The following is a 16,576-nucleotide window of genomic DNA, read 5'->3' on the forward strand; positions in this document are numbered from 1 at the left end:
GCCGCCTGCATCAAAATCCCGCGCCAAGTCCCTTCAGTCTCCACTTGGTCGCCTGATCCCAATTCTTGCCCAGCCTGGCAGCGCAATCCGGGAAATGTTCGAGACACGGCGAGATGGACCCGGATTACGCTTCGCTTCATCCGGGCTACGGGGCTACGGCTTGTCGAGCATTTCCCTGATCCTTGCCGCGAGCACGGTCTGCGTCAGCGGCTTCTGCAACAGCGATACGTCGTCGTCGGGCCGATCCTGGTCGCCGACGGCGTTGCCCGCATAGCCGGTCATGAACAGCACCTTCAGGTTAGGCTGGATACGGTGCAGTTCGTCGGCCAGTTCGCGGCCGTTCAGGCCGGGCATGATGATGTCGGTGAGCAGCAGGTCGACATGGAACCGCCCGCTCTTGAACAGTGCCAGCGCGGCTGAGCCATTGGCGGCTTCACGGACTTTGTAGTTGAGGTCCTGCAGAGTCTCCACAAGGAAGGACCTCACGCTGTCTTCGTCCTCGACCACCAGGATCGTCTCGTTGCCGGCACTGCCGACCACCGGCGCGCTGTCCGCCTTGACCGGGTTGGCGGTTGTTAGAGGCGCCTGGTAGGCGGGCTTGAGATCGGGCGGCTCGCCCCGCGCATGGGTGAGGAGCTGCTGTGTCAATAGCGCCGCCCTCTGCGCGCTGGTCGAGGCATTGCCGATCACGCGCGCCAGCCGGTCGCGCTTGACGCCGCCGTCCGATTGCACGCTGCGCGCGGCGATTTCGAGGTTGCCGCTGATAACAGTCAAGAGATTGTTGAAATCGTGCACCACGCCGCCAGTCACCTGCTGCGACTGTCGCAGCAAGTCCTCGACCTCGCGGAGCTGCGACGGCGAGGGCAGCGCCAAGAGCTTCGGCAGCAGCGGCCACAGCATGGCGGCGGTGACGATGGACGCGGCCGCCGTCAACAATTTGACGATGCCCTCGATGCCGTAGATCGGCACCCAGAGCGTGACGATCGACAGCACGTGGGTGAAGCCGCAGAACAGGATGAAAAGCGCAAAAGCCCAGAAGACCCAGCCGAACGCGACGTCGCGCCGCTTCGACACGAAGATGGCGAGCGCCACGGGGATGGAGAAGTAGGCCGCCGCGATCACCGCATCAGAGATGACGTGGAGCCAGATCAGTCCAGGTTCCCACAGCAGGCAAATTCCGTGCGGGGAAAGCATTGACGAATCGAAGAGACGCTCCAGCATGACGGTCGTTCCACTGCCTTGAAGCAGATCGATGGACCTACCTTTGCATGCCAAAATCCATGAGGGGGTGGGGCACGTCAAGCCCGCCGCGACAGCTCAGATCCAGCCCCGGAACAGCATCAGGTGGTTGAACGTCGCCGTCGAGGTACCGATGAAGGCCGCCGAGATCGGCAGCATGACCGCAAAGCCCAGCGCGCCGATGGCGAGGAAGGCCCATAGCAGCCAGCGCGGAGTCCGGCCGCGGATCAGCGCGTAGACCAGGGCAAAGCTCGCGGTGGTCGCGGCCGGCAGGTAGTAATAGATGAAGCCGAGCGTGCGCGGCAGCAATGCCCAGGCGAGATAGGGACCAAAATAGAACGCCAGCACCAGGAACGCATCCGCCCGCCGCACCACGATCCAGTCGCGCAAGGCCACGGCGAGCGCGGCCAGCGCCGGCCACAGGATCAGGGGATTGCCGAGCAGCACCACTGCGGCGATACGGTCGTCACCGAGCTTGTCGAAGAGATACCAGACCGGGCGCACCAGGAACGGCCAGGACGGCCATGGGCTCATATAGGTGTGGCCGGCGATCGCGGTGGTGGTGTTGTCGGCAAAGATGCGGCGCTGCGCCTCCAGGATATCGGGAAACGAAAATCCGCAGAGCGGAACAAAGCTGGCGAGATAGACGATCGCGGGCAACAGCACGAAGCATGCGGCAAAGTGACGGGGACGAAAATCGGGCCAGAGGTCGGGCCGGTACCAGTCCTCCGGCTTGGGATCGGCGAACTGCGTGCGCCAGCCCTGCATCAGCCGAATCACGGCGACGATCGCGATGCAGATTGCGAGCACGAACAGGCCGCTCCATTTGCAGGCGGCAGAGAGGCCGGATGCGATCCCGGCAAGCGCAAAGTAAAGCTGCGGCCGCGCCCGCCTGAAGCCGTAGGTGAACGCCGCGATCGCGAACAGGCTGAAGGCGAGCGCGAAAATATCGAGCATCGCGATCCGCGACTGCACGAACAGCATCTGGTTGAATGCCGCGATTAGCATTGCCGCGATCGCCGATGACTGCCGGGTGAACAGCGCCAGTCCGCCGAGATAGACCGCGACCAGCGCCAGCGCTCCGAACAGTGCGGCGGGATAGCGCCAGCCGAATGGATTGTCGCCGAAAATCCTGATCGACAGCGCGATGAGCTGCTTGGCGAGCGGCGGATGCATCGGGTTGAGCATCGGCTCTCGCATCACCGGCTCCAGCATCTGCCGCGCCGCCGGCACGTAATGCACCTCGTCGAAGTAGAATTTTTCCGGCGCGGTCACGCCGATCAGGAGCAGGAGATGCGCGACGATAAAGATGCTTGCCGCGGTGAGAACAGTGCGCGCGAATGGAACGGAAGGTGATTCAGGCACGATATCTTCGGCGATCGCGGTGCAGCAAGAAAGCCAATTGTGAGCGCCGCCGATTTTTCTGTCCACCGCATTGAACTATTTCGCGTCGACCGTCACCAGAAATCGACGTCGTAGGACTGAGACGCGTAGGCTGGGCAAAGCGACTTGTCCGCCGTAGCTCGAAGAGAAGGCGGAAGCGTGCCCACCATCACGAGTAGAGTGCTGAGGGTGGGCACGGCGCGAAGAGCGCCTTTGCCCACCCTACGCATTTGCGCTGGTGTCACGCCGCGGACTTGCCCTCATACGCGCGGCGCAGGCCTTCGATATCCAGCTTAACCATGCCGAGCAAGGCCTGCATCGCGCGCTGTGCGCCGGCCTTGTCGGGGCCGCCGATATATTTGGGCAGGACGTTCGGCACGATCTGCCAGGAGACGCCGAAGCGGTCCTTCAGCCAGCCGCATTGCTCGGCCTTGCCGCCATTGGCGAGCAGCGCGTCCCAGAGCCGGTCGACTTCGGCCTGGTCGGCGCAGTCGATCACGAAAGAGACGGCGTGCGTATATTCCATTCGCATCCCGCCGGTCAGCGCCATGAAGCGCTGACCGGCCAATGTGAACTCCACCAACAGCACTGTACCGGCTTTGCCGGCGGGACCATCGATGATGTCCTTCTGGACTGTGTCGATCTGGGAATCCGGCAACAGCGAAACGTAGAGCTTGGCGGCTTCCTCGGCTTCGCCGTCGAACCACAGGCAAGGGGTAATCTTGGACATGAGAAACTCCTTTACGTGATCGACGATCAAGCGCCGGCGGTTGCGGCCTTGGTGGCCGCCTCGACATCCATCCACATCACTTCCCAGATGTGACCGTCCAGATCCTCGAAGCTGCGGCCGTACATGAAGCCGAAATCCTGCTTCGGCCCGGGGTCGGCACTGCCGCCGGCGCCGGTGGCCTTGCCGACGATGTCGTCGACGGCGTCGCGGCTGTCGGCCGAGAGGCAGATCAGGACCTCGCTCGATGTTTTTGCGTCTGCGATCTTCTTGGGCGTGAATTGCCGGAACTTGTCATGCGTGAGTAGCATGACGTGAATGGTGTCGGAGAACACCATGCAGGAAGCGGTATCGTCGGAGAATTGCGGATTCTTGGCCGCGCCGATCGCCTGATAAAAGGCGGTCGCGCGGGCGAGGTCAGTGACCGGCAGGTTCACGAAGATCATTTTGGACATCAAGGGCTCCTTTGCATGGGGTCCGGCCCAAGGACGGATGGGCGGGCGCGAGTCCGACAAGGGGGGTGAAGAAATTTTTGCGGTGGGAACCCAAGCGCCCTTACGTCGCGATCGGCGTCGGCATGGTCAGGAACGACCGCGTCACGTGCCAGAACAATTGCCGGTTGATCGCGAGCACCACCGAATGGGCTGTGCCGGGGAGGATGACGAACTGGCGGTCGCCGTTCGGCAGCCGGTTGAAGAACTCCTCGAGATCGGCGACCGTCGCAATGCCGTCATGTTCGCCGCGAATCAGGAGCACCGGCGCCAGCACCTTTTCGGGATGCACCACCGGCAGATTGGCGGTCATGTCGAGATAGGTGCCGGTCGGGATCTGGTCGCCGAACTGCAATTCCGCATCCGCCAGCGCTTCCATCACGGCGGGGTCGGAGGTGCCGGGCTTGTCGCGGGTCGCGATCGAGCGGATCATGTCGCGGTCGCGCTTGCGCATGTTGTGCGAACGGTAATAGTCAAGCTGCTCGGCGCGCTTTGCCAGCGTCGGCGATCCCTCGCCCTTGTAAGTGAATGCCGTGAACACCAGGCGATCGATCCGCTCGGGCGCGGCCATGGCGTAGGCGCCGGCGCGCAGCGCGCCTGAGGACTCGCCGACGAAATGATACTTCTGCCGGCCGGTCGCACCGGCGATGACCTCGACCGCGGCTTTCAGGTCCTCGACGCCGCTGGCGATATCGGAATTGCCCGACGTGCGGCCCGACTTGCCGTAATTCTCGTGGTCCATGGTCCAGCAGTCGAACCCATAGCGGGCGAATTCATTCATCACGGAATATTCGCCCTTGCCGGGCACGCTGACGTCGAACACCCGCGAGGTCACCGACGAGCCGTGAACGAAGAACACCACCGGCCGTGACGGCTCCCCGGCCTTCGGGGCGCCGATCCGCTTGCGGTACATCCAAAGCGGGACATCGCCCTTCTTCGCCCAGTATTCGCTGCTCCAGATCTCCTCGCCTCGCGGCGGAACCGGCGTCTCGGCCCGCATCGGCGACGCGCCGATTGTGCCGACGGCCATACCGGCGCCGATACCCTTGATGACCGTGCGCCGTGGGACCGTGTGTTCGGAACGCGCCATCGCTTGTCTCCCCGGTGGTTTCGGATTCTCTGTCCGATCGTTGGTCACGACTTTAGCAGCGTTGGCGCGACGTTGCGAGAGAGCTGGAAATGATCGCGCCGTCCCCGCGCGTTGCAAAACCCGGCGCACGCGTTTGTGAACATTGCCGCGGGAAGAAGTCGCGGACGCTTTGCAAAACTGAGCCTAGTCTTTGCTGCCGCGAGACCGGAGAAAATCCGGCGCAATCCAGGGAGCACTTCATGAGCAGCAACCTCACCCAAGAAGAACTTGCAGCTTTGATGCCGTCGGAACTTTGCCAATACCCGACACCGATCCCGACCCAGATCGTTTCCAGCGACGAGTTCTATCCCGACCCGCAGAACGAACGGCAGCGCGAGGTCGAGGCGCGGCTGCTCGCGATGGCCGACGAGATCGGCGCCAAGCAAGGCATGGACCGCCGGAGATTCTTCCAGACCGCAGCCGGCATGGCGGCCTCCTTCGTGGCGATGAACGAGGTCTATGGACCGCTGTTCGCGGTGAGCAAGGCCGAAGCCGCAACGCCTGCGATAGCGCAGGAGCGCGCGGACGCGCTGAAAGACCAGTTCATCATGGACATGCACACGCATTTCCTGCGCGACGACACCCGCATCATGGGCTTTGTCGAGATGCGCAAGGCGGTCGGCAAGGCGGGTTGGAACAAGCAGCTCAGCGAGCACGAGCAGACCATCGAGGATCTGAAGTTCAACAACTACAAGAAGGAGATGTTTCTCGACTCTGACACCAAGATCGCGCTGATCTCGTCGGCGCCCTCCGACATCGAGCAGGACTGGTTCCTGACCAACGAGCAGATGGCGGACGCTCGCAAGAAGATCAACGACGAGGCCGGCACGCGGCGGGTGTTCTGTCACGCGATCTTCACGCCCGGCCAGCCCGGCTGGCTCGACAAGCTCGACGCGGCGTTGGCGCTGAAACCGGAGTCCTGCAAGGGCTACACGATCGGCGACAACACCCACAAGGAGATCAGCCGTTATCCGTGGCGAATGGACGACGAGAAGGTCGCCTACAAGGGTTACGAGAAAATGGTGAAGGCGGGCATCAAGAATGTCTGCGTGCACAAGGGACTGTTCCCGCCGGGCATCGAGAAGCAATACCCGAACCTGCGCGGCTTCGCCGACGTCGCCGATGTCGGGCAAGCCGCGAAGGACTGGCCGCAGCTCAACTTCATCATCTATCACTCCGCCTACCGCCATGTCGGCGGCGACCCCAAGGTGGCGCTCGCCGAGTTCGAGCGCACCGGCCGCATCGCCTGGACCTCTGACCTTGCGGACATCCCGGCGCAGTATGGCGTCAACAATGTCTATGGCGACGTCGGGCAGTTGTTTGCCACCACGCTGGTGGCCGAGCCGAATGTCTGCGCCGCGCTGATGGGCACGCTGATCAAGGGTCTCGGCGTCGACCACGTCTGCTGGGGCTCGGACTCGCTCTGGACCGGCGCGCCGCAATGGCAGATCGAGGGCCTCAGAAGGCTCGAGATCCCCGAGGCGATGCAGAAGAAATTCGGCTATGCGCCGCTCGGTCCTGCAGACGGACCGGTGAAGCGCGCGATCTTCGGCGACAACAATGCGAGGCTCTACGACATCCAGCCCAAGCGCGCGATGCTGGAATTGAAGGGCGACCGCTTCGCGATGATGCGAGCCGAGTACGAGAAGGCCGGGCCGGAGCCATCGAACATGCGCTACGGCTACGTGGTGCCAAATGGGACGATTGACCACCGCGTTTTTGCGTGAGCTTTGCGGATCGGCAGCGCCGCGTAACGTTGTGCTGCGCTGCCGATCCGGCGCCTATTCGGTAGGCATCTCCGCCTCGCCTTTTCTGTTTGCACGGTAGTCTTGCATCACGCTTGCGTCATGGGCGCAGAAATCCCACCCCTGGTTTTTGACATTCAGGAAAAGGCGGCTTTACGAATAGAGGCAGCGGCTGCGTTACAATAACTGGAGCCTTCAGCCATGGAGTCTGCTGTTCGATTGCCGCCCAACTCGACCAACGACGGCGAAGAGAGCGTCACGGATGACGCCGCCCTTCTTAAGCGTCTTTCCAGCATCGTCGGAAGGTCCCATTTGCTGACCGGCATGGAGAGCACCCGCAGATTTTGCACCGGCTTCCGTTTCGGGCATGGTCAGGTCGTCGCAGTGGTCCGTCCCGGCACCCTCGTCGAGCAGTGGCGGGTGTTGAAGGCCTGCGTCGCCGCCAACAAGATCGTGATCATGCAGGCCGCCAATACCGGTCTTACCGGCGGCTCCACGCCCGACGGCAACGACTATGACCGTGGCATCGTATTGATCAGCACCATGCGGATCGCCGGCATCCACCTCATCAACGACGGCAAGCAGGTGGTGTGCCTGCCGGGCACGACGCTCTATCAGCTCGAGGACCGGCTCCGGCCGCTGGGGCGGGAGCCTCATTCCGTGATCGGCTCGTCCTGCATCGGCGCCTCCGTGTTCGGCGGCATCTGCAACAATTCAGGCGGTGCCCTGATCCACCGCGGCCCCGCCTTCACACAACTCGCCCTGTTCGCCCGGATGGACGAAGCTGGCGACGTTCACCTTGTCAACCATCTCGGCATCAACCTCGGCAATGATCCCGAAGCGATGCTGGAAAGGCTCGAAAGCGGAGCCTTCACCGAGGCCGACGTCGCGAACGATTCGGACCGGCTCGCATCCGACCATGACTATGCGACTCATGTCCGCGACATCGATGCGCCGACCGCCGCCCGCTTCAACGCCGATCCGCACCGGCTGTTCGAGGCGTCAGGCAGCGCCGGCAAGGTCATGCTGATGGCGGTGCGGCTCGATACCTTCGCCAAGACCGCGCGAACCGGTGCCTTCTATATCGGCTCCAACGATCCTTCCGAACTCGAGACGATCCGCCGGCACGTCCTGGCCAGCTTCAAGTCGTTGCCGATCTCCGGCGAATATCTGCACCGCACGGCCTTCGACATTGCGGAAAAATACGGCAAGGACACGTTTCTGGCGATCCACTATCTCGGCACTGCCTGGCTGCCGATGCTGTTCGCAATCAAGGGACGCTTTGACGGCATTTGCGAGCGCCTGGCTTTCCTGCCGGGACACCTCAGCGACAGGATCATGCAATTTGCGAGCTCGCTGTTTCCGCGTCACCTGCCGAAGCGAATGATGGACTATCGCGACCGCTTCGAACATCACCTGATCCTGCAGATGGGCGATGACGGCATCGAGGAAGCCGAGCAATATCTGACGTCGATGTTTCCCTCAGAGAACGGCGACTTCTTCACCTGCACCAAGGACGAAGGCGCCAAGGCGATGCTCCACCGCTTCGCCGCTGCGGGCGCTGCGGTGCGCTATCGCGCCGTCCACGCCCGCGAGGTCGAAGACATTGTCGCCCTTGATGTCGCGCTGCGCCGCAATGATGAGCAGTGGTGCGAAAGCCTGCCGCCCGACATCGATGCAAAGCTTATGCACAAGCTCTATTACGGCCACTTCTTCTGCCACGTCTTCCACCAGGACTACATCGTGGCGAAAGGACATGACTGTCTGGCGATCGAGGAGCAGATGTGGAAACTGCTCGATCAGCGCGGTGCCGAATATCCAGCCGAGCATAATGTCGGCCATCTCTATCATGCGAAGCCTGCGCTGGTCGAACACTACAAGGCGCTGGACCCCTGCAATGCCTTCAACCCCGGGATCGGGCGAACCACCAAGTGCCTGCACTGGAAGATCGGGCTTGAAGCAGGGTCGACCCAGGCCCCGAAGATCAGCGCTTCCTGGACTTCCTGAACCGACCGCGACGTCGACAACGACGGAAGCATCTTTCGAAGCACATCGTCCAGCCATGATCGTCACATGACCGACGCGTCCTTGATCTCGGGTTTTGCAGCACTGGCCGGTGCCGCCATCGGAGGCCTGACCTCGGCAACGGCGGCGTGGTTCACCCAGCGCACCATGGCGCATTCACAATGGTCTGCCGGCGAAAATCTGCGCCGGCAGGACATCTATCGCGAATTCATCGAGATCGCATCGAAATGCTACATCGACGCGCTCCAGCATTTCAGATCTGGTCGGGATTTATGCCAAGATCTCGCGGATGCGGGTCTTGTCATCCGCCGGGATCGTCGACGAGGCCGAACGGGTTGCGCAGAGAATCCTCGATACCTACACCGAAGCCCGACAAGACCTTCGTCGAACTGCGAGGCATGGCCGAAGACCATGCCATCGACCTTCTGCATGGCTTCAGCAAGGCCTGCCGGCTGGAGTACGAGCAGTATCGCTCGCGGCAATTCTAACGCCATCATCGCCGCGAGCGTCCTAATAATGACATCGCGGCTTCGCCGTCATTTCTTCTCATCGGGATGGCGGTGGACGGGATCGACCCACAGCACCGTCTCCGGCTTCTCCACCGGCTCGATGTCGAGATTGATCGCGACCGCCTCGCCGTCGCTGCGGACCAGCACGCATTCGAGCACTTCGTCCGGGCTGGCGTTGATCTCCTGATGCGGCACATAGGGCGGCACGAAGATGAAATCGCCGGGGCCGGCTTCGGCCGTGAATTGCAGATGCTCGCCCCAGCGCATCCGCGCCTTGCCCTTCACGACATAGATGATGCTTTCGAGATGGCCGTGATGATGCGCGCCGGTCTTGGCGTCAGGCTTGATGGTCACGGTGCCGGCCCACAGCTTCTGCGCGCCGACGCGGGCAAAGTTGATCGCGGCCTTGCGGTCCATGCCGGCCGTCGACGGCACGTTCGGATCGAGCTGGTTGCCGGGAATAACGCGGACGCCGTCGTGCTTCCAGCGTTCGTCATGGTCGTGGGAATGGGAGTGATCGTGGGTACCGCTCATCTCTGCTGCCTTCAAAAAGACTGTCGCGGTAACGCTACAGAAACTCGCGGTCATAGGCCAGACGAAACAGATGCTCTACTCGCTTCTGCCCGTCATGACCGGCTTTGTCCCGGCCATGACGGAGAGAGCTGGGCCTCTACTTCACGGCCAGCAATTCGACGTCGAACATCAGCGTCGCATTCGGCGGGATCACGCCGCCGGCGCCGCGCGCGCCATAGCCCAGATTGGGCGGGATGATGAGGGTGCGCTTCCCGCCGACCTTCATCGTACCGACGCCCTCGTCCCAGCCGGTGATCACCTTGCGCTGGCCGATCGGAAATTCGAACGGCTCGTTGCGATCCACCGACGAGTCGAATTTCTTGCCCTTCTGGCCGTTCTCGTAGAGCCAGCCGGTGTAATGCATGACACAGATCTGGCCGGGCTTCGGTGAAGGACCGGTGCCGACCACGGTGTCGATGATTTGCAATCCTGATGGTGTCGTCACGGCTTTTCCTGCTGGTTGGGCCGATGCCATCTTCGACATGGCCGGAACGGAGATCGCGGCCGCGGCGGCAGCGATGGTCTTGACGACGGTGCGTCGAGTGAAGTTCATGTTACCACCTTTCGGATTGGCGCCCAGCATCAATAGCCGAGCGCGCAGCCGTCCTTGCGCGGATCGGAACCGCCCGTCAACGTACCCTTGTCCCAGTCGATCCAGATCGCCTGCCCGCCGCCGAGCGGAGCAACCACGCTGGTGGTCTTGTGCCCGATCTTCTTCAGACCCTCGACGATGGCGGCCGGCACGCTGTCTTCGAGCTGATAGACGCCCTCGTAATGCAGGCCGCGCGGCATGTCGATCGCTTCCTGCACGTCGCAGCCATAGTCGAGGATGTTGGTCAGCACACGGGTCTGGCCGACCGGCTGGTACTGCCCGCCCATCACGCCGAACGGCATGATCGCGCGGCCGTTCTTGGTCGCAAGGCTCGGGATGATCGTGTGGAGGGGACGCTTGCCCGGCGCGATGCAGTTGGGATGGCCGGGCTGGATGCGGAAGCCGCCGGCGCGGTTCTGCAAGAGGATGCCGGTCTTGTTGGAGACGATCGCCGAGCCGAAGGAATGCGCGATCGAGTTGATGAAGGAGCAGACGTTGCGGTCCTTGTCGACCACGGTGATGTAGACCGTCGACGGATTCATCGGCGGCGCGACGTTCGGCAGCTCGAGCAGCCGATCCATCCGGATGTTCTTGATGTATTCGTCGGCGAATTCCTTGGCCAGGATGCCGGCGACATCGACATGGACGTGCCGGGGATCGCCGATGTACTGCTCGCGCATCATGTAGGCGATGCGCGCGGCCTCCGCCTCGAGATGGAAACGCTCGACGCTGAGCGCGGGGAATTTCGTGAGATCGAAACGCGAGAGGATGTTGAGCATCACCAGCATCGTGATGCCCGGGCCGTTCGGCGGACACTGCCAGACGTCGTGGCCCTTGTAGATGGTGCCGATCGGCGCGGTGACCTCGGTCGAATGGTCAGCGAAATCGTCCAGCGTGTGCAGGCCGCCGATGCTGCGCAGCGTCGCGACCATGTCCTCGGCGATCTCACCGGTGTAGAAAGCCTTCGGACCGTCCTTCGCGATCGCGCGCAGCGTCTTGCCGAGCTCGGGCTGGCGGATCACGTCGCCGGCGACTGCGGGCTTGCCGTGCGGCAGCAGGTAGCGCTCGGTGTTGGTGCCGTTCTTCAGCTTCTCGAACTGGTTCTTCCAGTCGAAGGCGATGCGGGGCGCGACGACATACCCCTCTTCCGCGGCCTTGATCGCCGGCTGCAGCAGCTTGTCGAGGCCGAACTTGCCGTGATCATTGAGGATCGTCTGCCAGGCGTCGACAGCGCCGGGAATGCTCACCGCATGCGCCGAAGTGAGCGGCACCGAATGGATCTTGCGCTCGAGATACCATTCTGCGGTCGCCGCCATCGGCGCGCGGCCGGAACCGTTATAGGCCGTAATCTTGCCCTCGCCTCTCGGCTGCACCAGCGCAAAGCAGTCCCCGCCGATGCCGGTCGATTGCGGCTCGATCACCGCAAGCAGCGCCGATGCGGCGATCGCCGCATCCACTGCCGTGCCGCCCTCTCGCATCACGTCGATCGCCGCCAGCGCGGCCTCCGGATGCGACGTCGCCACCATTCCGTTGAGGGAGTGGACGGTGGAGCGGCCGGCGAAATGGAAGTTTCTCATTAAAGGTAGCTCGCTTGGTTGTTCTGCATTGGAGTTCCCGGCGGGGCGGGAGCTACATGACATATTCGTGCCGTTCTCGGCAATGGCTGGCATGCCAGAGCTGCGTTGCGCCGGGAAATCCGACTAAGGGTTTTCGCTGGCCCAACCGCCTGATAAATCCGCGCCATGCCGCTGAAAGTCGCCGCCTTCTACCAATTCGCCAGCCTGCCCGATTACCGGGAGCTGCGCGATCCCTTTCGCGCAATCTCTGCGGGTCTCGGGTTGAGGGGCAGCATCCTGCTGGCGAGCGAGGGCGTCAATGGCACGATCGCGGGACGCGCTGAGGCGATCGACGCCTTTATTGCGGAACTGGGGCACGGCGCGCTGTTCGGCGGCCGGCTTGACAGGCTGGAGCTGAAATTCTCAGCGGCCGCCGAGATGCCGTTCCAGCGAATGAAGGTGCGGCTGAAGAAGGAGATCGTCACGCTCGGCGATGCCTCCGTCGATCCGACGCGGCAGGTCGGGATCTATGTCGACCCGGCCGAATGGAATGCGCTGATCGCGGATCCCGACACGCTTGTGATCGACACCCGCAACGCCTTCGAGGTCGCGCTGGGCACGTTCGAGGGCGCGGTCGACCCCGGCATCAAGAGTTTCGGACAGTTCAAGGACTTTGCCGCGCGCGAGCTCGATCCGGCCAGGCACAGGAAGATCGCGATGTTCTGCACCGGCGGCATCCGCTGCGAAAAGGCGAGCAGCTTTTTGCTCGCGCACGGGTTCGGTGAAGTGTACCACCTCAAGGGCGGCATCCTGAAATATCTGGAAGAGATGCCGAAGCAGGAGAGCCGCTGGCGCGGTGAATGTTTCGTATTCGACGAACGGGTCGCGCTCGGCCACGGCTTGCGCGAGCGCGGAAAAGAGACCGCCCATGACTGACGCGAAGACGACTGATATGAAGACACTCGCCGAGCGCATCGATGCGCTGGAAACGCGGATCGCCTATCAGGACGACACGATCGAGACGCTGAACGAGACCATCACCGCGCAATGGAAGCAGATCGATGCGCTGACGCGGCAGGTGGCAGAATTGCGCGAGCAGTTGCAGGAAGCCGAAAGCAATACGGCCGCCCCGATCAACGAGCGGCCGCCGCATTATTGAAATGTGGCCGTCGTGCCGGGCTTGACCCGGGACCCATAACCACCGGTGCTCGAAGAAAACTCAGGACGCCGTTCCGAGTTCAATACTAGATCCTGTGGTTATGGGTCCTCGCTTTCGCGAGGACGACGGAGGCTCGTTCGCGAGGACGACAGCTAGCGGAACACCGCCTTCACTTTTTCCCAGAGCGACGGGTCTTCGCTCTCGCCATCGTGCTTGGTCGGCGAGGGCTGGGCCGCGCTCACGGGGTCAGACGCCGGGAAGGTGTGTTTCAGGCCGGCCTCGAGCTTCTCGTGCGTCTCGCGATCGGCAGCAAGCGCCTCGCGCGGGTCATCGGCATGCTTGTCATGCGGCGCCGGATTGAATTTCTCAGCCATATGCTCCCTCCATTTGCGCCCAATCAACGCACCGTGCTCTCCGGGAGTTCCAGATCTGCCTTGGCCGGAAGCGACGCGCCGTGTATCAGAAGCGTCAAAATGTCAGCCGTTTCAGCAGGAACCTTTCTTGTCCCAAGATTCCCAAGCTTCTTCCAAGCCGCTCCTTGATGTGCTTGCCGGCAAGCGCCAGCCGGTCCCGCCGATCTGGATGATGCGGCAGGCCGGCCGCTATCTGCCCGAATATCGCGAGTTGCGGGCCAAGGCCGGCAGCTTCCTCGATCTCTGCTTCACGCCGGACTATGCCGCCGAAGTCACGCTGCAGCCGATCCGCCGCTTCAACTTCGATGCGGCCATCATCTTCTCCGACATCCTCGTCATTCCCTATGCGCTGGGACGTTCGGTGCGGTTCGAGGCCGGCGAAGGCCCGCGGCTCGATCCGCTCGATACGCCGGAAAAAGTGAAGACGCTAGCGACGCATGCGGACTTCACGAAGCTCGAGCCGGTCTATGAAGCGCTGCGTCGCGTGCGGCGCGAGCTCGACGACAGGATCGCGCTGATCGGCTTCTGCGGCGCGCCATGGACGGTCGCGACCTATATGGTCGCAGGCCAGGGCACGCCCGATCAGGCACCGGCGCGGATGATGGCCTATCGGCACCCGCAAGCGTTTGCCGCCATTGTTGACGTGCTGGTGGAGAATTCGATCCACTATCTCGTCGGTCAGTTGAAAGCCGGCGCCGACTGTCTGCAGTTGTTCGACACCTGGGCCGGAGTGTTGCCGCCGCGCGAATTCGAACGCTGGTCGATCGAGCCGGCGCGCCGCATCGTCGAGGGCGTCCGTAGGCAGGTGCCTGACGCCAAGATCATCGGCTTTCCCCGTGGCGCTGCCGGCATGCTTCCCGCCTATGTGGAAGCAACCGGCGTCAACGCCGTCAGCATCGACTGGACCGCGGAGCCGGCGATGATCCGCGAACGCGTGCAGAGCCGCGCCGCGGTGCAGGGCAATCTCGATCCGCTCGCGCTGATCGCCGGCGGCGACGCGCTCGATCGCTCAATCGACGATGTGCTGGCGAATTACGGCAAGGGCCGGCTGATCTTCAACCTCGGCCACGGCATCCAGCCGGAGACACCGATCGCCCATGTCGAGCAGATGGTGCAGCGGGTGCGGGCGTTTAGAGACTGAACTCCCCTCCCACCGTCATGCGCCGCCACCGGGTCTCGCCTTCGGCGAGCCCGATGACAGGCTCCGACGGGGCATCCAGTAAGCGCCAGCACTCATTACAACCGAGAGGCCTGCGTGTACTGGATCATCCGCCTTCGCGGATGATGACAGCGGAATTTCTGGATGCGTCAGCCCGTAGCCCGGATGGAGCGAAGCGTAATCCGGGGTTCGGCGCCGCAATGAAGAGTCCCGGATTGCGCTTCGCTCCATCCGGGCTACGCAAAACTAACGCGCATCCTCCAAAATCATGTCGGACGCCTTCTCCGCGATCATGATCGTCGGCGCGTTGGTGTTACCCGACATCAGGTCGGGCATGATCGAGGCGTCGACCACGCGCAAACCTTCGATGCCGCGCACTTTGAGCCGCTGGTCGACGACGGCCAGCGCATCGTTGCCCATGCGGCAGGTCGAGGTCGGGTGATAGACGGTTGAGCCGGTGCGGCGGCAGAAATCGAGCAGATCCTCGTCTTCGGGCCCGGCTCGATCTCTTCCGCACAATAGGCCTTCAGCGCCGGTGCAGCGAGGATCTTGCGCAGGATGCGGAGGCCGTCGATGAAGGCGCGGCGGTCGGTCTCGGTCGAAAGATAATTGATGCGGATTTCCGGCGGCACTGATGGGTCCGCGCTTTTGATGCGAAGCGAGCCGCGGCTTTCGGGACGGAGCTGGCAGACGGAGGCGGTGAAGCCCGAAAACGTGTGCAGGTTCTCGCCCATCTTGTCGGTCGAGAACGGGATGAAGTGGATCTGGATGTCCGGCGTCGCCAGCCGCGGATCGGTCTTGAAGAATGCGCCCGAAGTGCCGGCGGCGATCGTCAGCGGTCCGCGCCGCAAGGCCGCATAATGCGCACCGGCCCAAAGGCGGCGCAGCGGATGATTGACGACGTCGTTGAGCGTGACACGCTGCAGGCAGCGCGTGATCAGCCGCACCTGCAGATGATCCTGCAGATCATTGCCGACGCCCGCCTGGTCAAGCACGACCTCGATGCCGTGCTTCCTCAACAGCTCCGCCGGCCCGACGCCGGAGAGTTGCAGCAATTGCGGTGAGTTGTAGGCGCCGCCGGAGACCAGGATCTCGCGCCGGGCACGCGCCGTGCGAACACGCCCCTCCTGCTTGAATTCGACGGCGCGCGCACGGCGTCCTTCGAAGACGATGCGCTGCGCCAGCGCCGAGGTCTCGACATGCAGATTGCCGCGCTTCATCGCGGGGCGCAGATAGGAGAATGCGCTGCTGGCGCGGCGGCCGCGCCGCGTCGTGGTCTGGAAGAAGCCGGCGCCCTCCTGGGTCGCGCCATTGAAATCGGGATTGGTGGGAATGCCGACCTCGTCCGCCGCCTTCACAAAGGCTTCCGACAGCGGATCGTGATGCCGCCAGTCCGACACCGGCAGCGGACCGCCCGCGCCGTGATACTTGTTCGCGCCGCGCTGCTGATCTTCCGCCCGCTTGAAATAGGGCAGCACCTCGTCATAGCCCCAGCCGGCATTGCCGCGCTGGCGCCAGCGGTCGTAATCCTCGTGCTGGCCGCGCACATAGAGCAGACCGTTGATCGAGCTCGAACCGCCCAGCACTTTTCCGCGGGGCTGAAACACCTGACGCCCGTGCAGTTCCGGCTCGGGCTCGGTCTGGTACATCCAGTTGACGGTTTTTTCCTTGAACAGCTTTCCGTAGCCGAGCGGCACATGGATCCAGATGTTGGTATCCTTGGGTCCCGCCTCCAGCAGCAGCACCGAGTTCTTGCCGTCGGCGCTCAAGCGATTGGCGAGCACGCAACCGGCGGAACCAGCGCCCACGATCACGTAATCGAATTCCAAGCTGTCGCTGTTATTGTTCATTTGTTTCCCCCAGGTTTTTATTTTCT

Annotated in this window: 15 protein-coding genes and 1 pseudogene; 6 read left to right on the forward strand and 10 right to left on the reverse strand. The window is 63.0% G+C overall.

From position 1 onward, the window contains the following. Nucleotides 1-153 precede the first annotated feature (153 nt). From AAFX91_RS16925 to AAFX91_RS16945, 5 genes are all read right to left on the reverse strand, one after another. The gene (locus AAFX91_RS16925; RefSeq protein WP_394567191.1) at nucleotides 154-1,221 is read right to left on the reverse strand and encodes a response regulator; all 1,068 of its coding nucleotides are present in this window, start codon (nucleotides 1,219-1,221) and stop codon (nucleotides 154-156) included. Nucleotides 1,222-1,317: 96 nt separating this feature from the next. Further along, nucleotides 1,318-2,604, reverse strand: a complete 1,287-nt coding sequence (locus AAFX91_RS16930) for a phospholipid carrier-dependent glycosyltransferase (protein WP_394567192.1) — start codon at nucleotides 2,602-2,604, stop codon at nucleotides 1,318-1,320. A gap of 259 nt (nucleotides 2,605-2,863) precedes the next feature. Further along, complete coding sequence (locus AAFX91_RS16935) at nucleotides 2,864-3,352, reverse strand: VOC family protein (protein WP_394567193.1); 489 nt, start codon at nucleotides 3,350-3,352, stop codon at nucleotides 2,864-2,866. Between the two features lie 26 nt (nucleotides 3,353-3,378). After that, nucleotides 3,379-3,804: a VOC family protein gene (locus AAFX91_RS16940; protein WP_282529995.1), complete on the reverse strand. Its 426-nt coding sequence runs from the start codon at nucleotides 3,802-3,804 to the stop codon at nucleotides 3,379-3,381. A 100-nt stretch (nucleotides 3,805-3,904) separates the two neighbouring features. Next, complete coding sequence (locus tag AAFX91_RS16945) at nucleotides 3,905-4,930, reverse strand: alpha/beta hydrolase (protein ID WP_394567194.1); 1,026 nt, start codon at nucleotides 4,928-4,930, stop codon at nucleotides 3,905-3,907. Nucleotides 4,931-5,169: 239 nt separating this feature from the next. Between AAFX91_RS16945 and AAFX91_RS16950 the strand changes: the two genes are divergently transcribed. From AAFX91_RS16950 to AAFX91_RS16960, 3 genes are all read left to right on the forward strand, one after another. Continuing rightward, nucleotides 5,170-6,696: an amidohydrolase family protein gene (locus AAFX91_RS16950; RefSeq protein ID WP_394567195.1), complete on the forward strand. Its 1,527-nt coding sequence runs from the start codon at nucleotides 5,170-5,172 to the stop codon at nucleotides 6,694-6,696. Nucleotides 6,697-6,915: 219 nt separating this feature from the next. Continuing rightward, complete coding sequence (gene dld / locus AAFX91_RS16955; protein ID WP_394567196.1) at nucleotides 6,916-8,721, forward strand: D-lactate dehydrogenase; 1,806 nt, start codon at nucleotides 6,916-6,918, stop codon at nucleotides 8,719-8,721. Between the two features lie 353 nt (nucleotides 8,722-9,074). Continuing rightward, entirely contained in the window at nucleotides 9,075-9,227 is a 153-nt protein-coding gene (locus tag AAFX91_RS16960) for a hypothetical protein (protein ID WP_394567197.1), read from the forward strand. A 48-nt stretch (nucleotides 9,228-9,275) separates the two neighbouring features. On the opposite strand, the gene AAFX91_RS16965 is transcribed toward AAFX91_RS16960, so the two are convergent. The 3 genes from AAFX91_RS16965 to ggt all read right to left on the reverse strand — a co-directional run bounded on the left by AAFX91_RS16965 (nucleotide 9,276) and on the right by ggt (nucleotide 11,990). Next, nucleotides 9,276-9,782 (reverse strand): cupin domain-containing protein, encoded by a 507-nt coding sequence (locus AAFX91_RS16965; protein ID WP_028162586.1) that lies wholly within the window; start codon nucleotides 9,780-9,782, stop codon nucleotides 9,276-9,278. Between the two features lie 136 nt (nucleotides 9,783-9,918). Then, nucleotides 9,919-10,305 (reverse strand): FKBP-type peptidyl-prolyl cis-trans isomerase, encoded by a 387-nt coding sequence (locus tag AAFX91_RS16970; protein ID WP_394567203.1) that lies wholly within the window; start codon nucleotides 10,303-10,305, stop codon nucleotides 9,919-9,921. A 98-nt stretch (nucleotides 10,306-10,403) separates the two neighbouring features. Then, complete coding sequence (gene ggt, locus AAFX91_RS16975) at nucleotides 10,404-11,990, reverse strand: gamma-glutamyltransferase (RefSeq protein ID WP_394567198.1); 1,587 nt, start codon at nucleotides 11,988-11,990, stop codon at nucleotides 10,404-10,406. Between the two features lie 165 nt (nucleotides 11,991-12,155). On the opposite strand from ggt, the gene AAFX91_RS16980 reads away from it, so the two are divergent. Continuing rightward, complete coding sequence (locus tag AAFX91_RS16980) at nucleotides 12,156-12,905, forward strand: rhodanese-related sulfurtransferase (RefSeq protein WP_394567199.1); 750 nt, start codon at nucleotides 12,156-12,158, stop codon at nucleotides 12,903-12,905. After that, nucleotides 12,898-13,128: a SlyX family protein gene (locus tag AAFX91_RS16985; RefSeq protein ID WP_130576814.1), complete on the forward strand. Its 231-nt coding sequence runs from the start codon at nucleotides 12,898-12,900 to the stop codon at nucleotides 13,126-13,128. The genes AAFX91_RS16980 and AAFX91_RS16985 overlap by 8 nt, the downstream gene beginning before the upstream one ends. 152 nt (nucleotides 13,129-13,280) lie before the next feature. Here the strand turns inward: AAFX91_RS16985 and AAFX91_RS16990 are convergent, their stop codons facing one another. Beyond that, on the reverse strand, nucleotides 13,281-13,502 hold the full coding sequence (locus tag AAFX91_RS16990) for a hypothetical protein (RefSeq protein ID WP_394567200.1): 222 nt from the start codon (nucleotides 13,500-13,502) through the stop codon (nucleotides 13,281-13,283). 127 nt (nucleotides 13,503-13,629) lie between these two features. Here AAFX91_RS16990 and hemE point away from each other — a divergent pair, with 127 nt between their 5' ends. After that, the gene (gene hemE, locus AAFX91_RS16995) at nucleotides 13,630-14,682 is read left to right on the forward strand and encodes a uroporphyrinogen decarboxylase (RefSeq protein ID WP_130576813.1); all 1,053 of its coding nucleotides are present in this window, start codon (nucleotides 13,630-13,632) and stop codon (nucleotides 14,680-14,682) included. Nucleotides 14,683-14,946: 264 nt separating this feature from the next. Here the strand turns inward: hemE and AAFX91_RS17000 are convergent. After that, nucleotides 14,947-16,550: pseudogene (locus AAFX91_RS17000) on the reverse strand (GMC family oxidoreductase). Between the last annotated feature and the right edge of the window lie 26 nt (nucleotides 16,551-16,576).

This window comes from Bradyrhizobium sp. 31Argb (assembly GCF_043638955.1).
GTDB lineage: Bacteria > Pseudomonadota > Alphaproteobacteria > Rhizobiales > Xanthobacteraceae > Bradyrhizobium.

Excerpts from the sequence above, each read along its gene's own strand:
- AAFX91_RS16925 (WP_394567191.1), bottom strand. The coding sequence starts at position 1,221 with ATGCTGGAGCGTCTCTTCGATTCGTCAATGCTTTCCCCGCACGGAATT.
- AAFX91_RS16935 (WP_394567193.1), bottom strand. The coding sequence starts at position 3,352 with ATGTCCAAGATTACCCCTTGCCTGTGGTTCGACGGCGAAGCCGAGGAA.
- AAFX91_RS16940 (WP_282529995.1), bottom strand. The coding sequence starts at position 3,804 with ATGTCCAAAATGATCTTCGTGAACCTGCCGGTCACTGACCTCGCCCGC.
- AAFX91_RS16945 (WP_394567194.1), bottom strand. The coding sequence starts at position 4,930 with ATGGCGCGTTCCGAACACACGGTCCCACGGCGCACGGTCATCAAGGGT.
- AAFX91_RS16950 (WP_394567195.1), top strand. The coding sequence starts at position 5,170 with ATGAGCAGCAACCTCACCCAAGAAGAACTTGCAGCTTTGATGCCGTCG.
- dld (WP_394567196.1), top strand. The coding sequence starts at position 6,916 with ATGGAGTCTGCTGTTCGATTGCCGCCCAACTCGACCAACGACGGCGAA.
- AAFX91_RS16965 (WP_028162586.1), bottom strand. The coding sequence starts at position 9,782 with ATGAGCGGTACCCACGATCACTCCCATTCCCACGACCATGACGAACGC.
- AAFX91_RS16970 (WP_394567203.1), bottom strand. The coding sequence starts at position 10,305 with ATGTCGAAGATGGCATCGGCCCAACCAGCAGGAAAAGCCGTGACGACA.
- ggt (WP_394567198.1), bottom strand. The coding sequence starts at position 11,990 with ATGAGAAACTTCCATTTCGCCGGCCGCTCCACCGTCCACTCCCTCAAC.
- AAFX91_RS16980 (WP_394567199.1), top strand. The coding sequence starts at position 12,156 with ATGCCGCTGAAAGTCGCCGCCTTCTACCAATTCGCCAGCCTGCCCGAT.
- AAFX91_RS16985 (WP_130576814.1), top strand. The coding sequence starts at position 12,898 with ATGACTGACGCGAAGACGACTGATATGAAGACACTCGCCGAGCGCATC.
- AAFX91_RS16990 (WP_394567200.1), bottom strand. The coding sequence starts at position 13,502 with ATGGCTGAGAAATTCAATCCGGCGCCGCATGACAAGCATGCCGATGAC.